The sequence below is a fragment of the Muriicola sp. genome, from assembly GCF_041567615.1.
In the GTDB taxonomy this organism is placed as follows: Bacteria; Bacteroidota; Bacteroidia; order Flavobacteriales; family Flavobacteriaceae; genus Muriicola.
The window spans coordinates 1-4011 of sequence record NZ_JBFGBM010000206.1; the positions used below are offsets into that span (position 1 = coordinate 1).

3 protein-coding genes are annotated in these 4011 nt (G+C 51.8%); 1 reads left to right on the forward strand and 2 read right to left on the reverse strand.

Annotated elements, in window-relative coordinates:
* The coding region (locus tag ABYP73_RS11835) for an FG-GAP repeat domain-containing protein (protein ID WP_372974460.1) at nucleotides 1-1220 on the forward strand (1220 nt) is incomplete at its 5' end.
* Here ABYP73_RS11835 and ABYP73_RS11840 read toward each other — a convergent pair.
* A complete protein-coding gene (locus ABYP73_RS11840) occupies nucleotides 1171-3294 on the reverse strand; it encodes a thioredoxin domain-containing protein (protein WP_372974461.1) in 2124 nt (707 codons plus the stop codon). The genes ABYP73_RS11835 and ABYP73_RS11840 overlap by 50 nt on opposite strands.
* 48 nt (nucleotides 3295-3342) lie before the next feature.
* Nucleotides 3343-4011 (reverse strand): prolyl oligopeptidase family serine peptidase (locus ABYP73_RS11845; RefSeq protein WP_372974462.1); only part of this gene is annotated, 669 nt, incomplete at its 5' end.

Genomic DNA, 4011 nt, shown 5'->3' on the forward strand with positions numbered 1-4011 from the left:
GGGACAACGACCTGTATATGGTCAGCGGGGGCAATGAGTTTCCTGCCGGATCCGATTTGCTCCAGGACAGATTGTACATCAATGACGGCAAAGGCGGGCTACAACGGGCCGTAAAATCATTACCCTCCATATTGAGCAGCGGCTCGCGGGTGAAGGCAGCAGATTTTGATAAGGATGGGGATCTCGACCTCTTCGTGGGAGGCAGGCTCGTACCAGGACAATATCCCTTGCCGGCTGCCAGCTATATCCTGGAAAATGTCAGTACAACTAAAGGGGGTGCCTTGTTTCGGGATATTACCGATAAGGTGGCGCCCATGATGAAAGACCTCGGAATGGTCACGGATGCGATCTGGACAGATTATGACAAGGACGGCTTATTAGACCTGATCGTGACCGGCGAATGGATGCCTCTGACCGTTTTAAAGAACGAGGGAGGGATTTTTAAAAATGCAACTGCGGAAACAGGGCTGGACGCCAGTACCGGCTGGTGGTTCAGTATACAGGAAGGGGATTTCGACGGGGATGGGGATCCGGACTACATCGCCGGTAACCTCGGCCTGAACTACAAATACAAGGCAAGCGAGCAGGAGACCTTCGATATCTATTACCACGACTTCGACAGGAGCGGAACTTCGGATATCGTGTTGAGTTATTTCAACGGGGGCAAGAAATATCCCCTGAGGGGAAGGGAGTGCTCCTCCCAGCAGATGCCGGGCATCAAGAAGAAATTTGAGGACTACGCCTCCTTTTCCACAGCCACGCTGGAAGACGTGTACACAGAGGAATACCTGGAGGATGCGCTCCATTATCAGGTCACCTCCTTCGCCAGCGTATATTTGGAAAATACCGGGACAGGCTTTGTGACCCATCCTCTTCCCAACCCGGCCCAGATCTCCAGTGTCAACCAGATCCTCGTGGACGATTTTGACGGGGATGCTCTCCTCGATGTGGTGATCGCAGGCAACTTGTACAGCTCTGAGGTGGAAACACCCAGGAACGATGCCGGCAATGGTTTATTCCTCAAAGGAAACGGAAATGGAGAATTTAAGGCCGTGACCAACAGGGAAAGCGGCTGGTTTACTCCCGGGGATGTCAAGGATATGGCTGAAATCACCATAAATGGAGATCGCTTTGTCCTGGTCGCCAGGAACAGCGACAGTCTTCAGCTGGTCAGGGTCCATTCACCCGGAAATCCTGCAATTGCTGCAGGGCTTCCGTAACGGACGTTACCGGTCGCTTACAGGTATTGTTCGTACAGACATAGATCAGGGTCTCATTTTCGAAGAACCGGTCCTTGAATAAGGCCAGGTGACTGGCTACGGGGCTTCCCACCACCAGGGCATTGGGAATGAATTCCCGGTGTAACTCATTCGTCAGGAACTGTGCCTTGGGACCCACTGTCACTACTTCGTAAAAACCATGGGTTTTTGACAACATCAGGTTCGCCCATAAGGCGTAATTGCCAATGGCTTCACCCACCCTCGGACTCAAGGTCTTCATCATTTCATCTGCCCGCTCCAGATAGGTTTTGTCGTATTTCAGGTGTCCCAATTTGACCAAGGTCTCGGCGACAACCGAGTTGGGGGAAGGGATGACCCCGTCATCTACCTTGATGATCTTTGAGATAAGTGCAGAATTGTCGTTGTATTCATACAAGCCAGAGGCTTCGTCGTAAAAATCAGACGTGATCGTCTCCATCAAACGGGACGTGAAGTCGAGATACCCCGTTTCCAAAGTCACTTCATAGAGCCCAAAACTCGCACGGCCAAGGAAGGCGTAGTCTTCGAGAAAGCCTTCCTCCCGCTTACTGCCGCTTTTGAAGGAATGTAGAAGACGCCCGTTATTGAAGGCATTAGATTTTAGGGTCTCAAATACTGCCTTAGCGCGCTGGAGATAAGAAGATTCTCCAAAGGCCTTGTAGGCATCCAGGTAGCCGTTGATCAGCAAGGCGTTCCAGGAGGTGATGATCTTGTCATCCTTCCGCGGGACTGTTCGTTTGTTCCTGGCCTGCAACAGATCGTATCTCCACTGTTCTTCCTTAGCCGTTAACTCCGACAGGGAAAGGTTGTACTCCCCGGAAAATTCAGCATCTGATTTCCGCTTGAACAATACATATCGGTCCTTTTCCCAGGCGAATGCAGGCGATATGGAATAGAAGTCCGAAAACAACTCGAACTCCTGCCCGAGCAGGGCCTTAAGCTCTGGCATTTGCCAGGTGTAAAAGGCGCCTTCCACCCCCTCACTGTCGGCATCCATGGCGGCAAAATATCCTCCCTCATCTCGTTTCATCTCCCGTTCCAGGAAGGCGGCAGTCTGTTCCACCACCTCCTTGTAGGCAGGCTCGTTATACATGACATAGGCCTTGGAGTAGAGGCTGAGCAACTGGGCATTGTCATAAAGCATCTTCTCAAAATGGGGCACCTTCCAGTCGGGGTCCGTGCTGTAACGGAAAAACCCACCCCCCACATGGTCGTAGATCCCTCCCTGTATGATCTTATCCAGGGTGTTTTTCACAAAGACATCGGCTTCCAGGTCATTTTCCAATCGGAAGTAATCCAACAGGAAATCCAGTTTTACAGGAACGATAAACTTCTGCTGTCCCAGGTCTCCCCCTTTTTGCATGTCCCATTGGGCCTTCCAGGGCGCCAGGGCATTTTCAAAAAACCCTTCAGGCAAAGGAGCTTTAATGCCCACCTTGGGGATAAAATTGACTTCAGCAACCCCTTTTGCCACACGATCGGCATAATTCTCCGCCCCGGCCTTGTCCTCCTTATATTTGGTATTGACATTATTGAGCACCTCCATCCACTGCTTTTTGGTGTGATAGGTACCCCCGTATAAAGGCTTGCCATTGGGCAGGAGGATCACATTCAGGGGCCATCCCCCGTTTCCGGTCATCAGCTGGACAGCCGTCATATAGACCTCGTCCACATCAGGGCGCTCCTCCCGGTCTACCTTGATGCTGATAAAGTGCTCGTTCATGATTTCCGCCACTTCCTCGTCTTCAAACGTCTCCTCTTCCATCACATGGCACCAGTGACAGGAGGAATAGCCGATACTGACAATGATCAGTTTCTCTTCTTTCCGTGCACGCTCCAGTGCCTCCTCACTCCAGGGAACCCAGTTTACGGGGTTGTGAGCGTGTTGCAATAAATAAGGGCTGGTCTCGTGCACCAGGGCATTAGTAAAAGCGTGTTCTTCTCCCTTTTCGGCTTTGTCCTTACAGGAAATACAGAGAACAAGCAGACCTGAAATGATAAAAATAAACAGAAAGTTTCGGGTAAATCGATGCATAGTACAATCCCTCTTGGTGTTCCGAAAATACGATTATTCCCAGGATCTTCAATTCCGCTTTTGTGCGACCATCCAGTCGTACAGGCCTTCTGTCTGGTACGCCTGTATCCAGGAGTCATGCCCCACTCCTTCATAGACGGTAAAGGTGACGTCATAGCCCATTTCTTTGAGGGCGGCCACCATGTTCTCAGATTCCGAAAACGGGATGGAGCGGTCATCCGTCCCGTGAAAGACCCAGATGGGCAGGTCCTTGTCTATCCATGAGGCATAGGGTACGGGCGCCATCCCACAGACCACGGCCAGGGCAGCAAACCGGTCCGGGTACTGTACGGCCAGGTCCCAGGCGGCACTCCCGCCCCTGCTCAGGCCGGAAAGGTAGATGCGTTTGGGATCCACCCTGTGATGGGCCATAACGGAATCCAGGAGTTGCATCACAGCGTGCACATTCCACCACTTCTTTTTGTGGGGATTCTGGGGCGCCAGCACCATAAAGGGAAAGGGATACCCTTCCGCCAGCATTTTAGGCGGACCATTCTTCTTTAACTCCTCCAGGTCTTCCCCCGATTCCCCTCCCCCGTGGAGGAAGAGCAGAAGGGGGAAGAGCTTTTTGTCGTCATCCACATAATCCTCAGGGAAATACAGGTAGTATTGGAGGTTTTCCCTTACCACCGTCTTCTCCTCTCCTGCAATTAGCTGTTTCTGTGCACTGCAGGACCC